The organism is Marinimicrobium sp. UBA4209, assembly GCF_002381585.1.
GTDB classification, from domain to species: Bacteria; Pseudomonadota; Gammaproteobacteria; order Pseudomonadales; family Cellvibrionaceae; genus Marinimicrobium; species Marinimicrobium koreense.
In genome coordinates this window covers 21,621-21,991 of sequence record NZ_DFTP01000066.1, presented here as the reverse complement: position 1 = coordinate 21,991, position 371 = coordinate 21,621, and the positions used below count along the sequence as shown (strand labels likewise).

The window sequence follows — 371 nt, the reverse complement described above, 5'->3', positions numbered from 1 at the left end:
GGTGATTTATGGATCAGGGTACTTTGGGCGCAATATCAACGGTTCTGGTCACCATCGCTTTCATCGGCATCTGCTGGTGGGCTTTTTCGCCCCGTCGGAAAAAGCGCTTTGATGACGCGGCCAATTTGCCCTTTGCCGATGAAGACCAGAACAAACAAGCTTCGGAGTCGCCCGACTCCGAGGAACAGAATGAACAGGCGGATCATCACGCCGGTGATGAGACTGACAGGCGGAACTGATTATGAGTACATTTTGGAGCCTTTGGATTATTGTCCTCACCCTCACCAACCTGGCGCTGCTACTGTGGGTACTGCTCGCCAACCGGAAGGTCGCGGTACGGGATGATGAAGACCCGGAAAACCGCACCACCG

1 protein-coding gene and 1 pseudogene are annotated in these 371 nt (G+C 54.4%); both read left to right on the top strand.

All coding sequences use genetic code 11. The annotated features are described in order from the left end of the window. Positions 1–8: 8 nt before the first annotated feature. Positions 9–239 (top strand): CcoQ/FixQ family Cbb3-type cytochrome c oxidase assembly chaperone, encoded by a 231-nt coding sequence (locus B3187_RS09390; RefSeq protein WP_024459476.1) that lies wholly within the window; start codon positions 9–11, stop codon positions 237–239. A 2-nt stretch (positions 240–241) separates the two neighbouring features. Next, positions 242–371: pseudogene (locus tag B3187_RS09385) on the top strand (cytochrome C oxidase Cbb3); the annotation flags it as partial.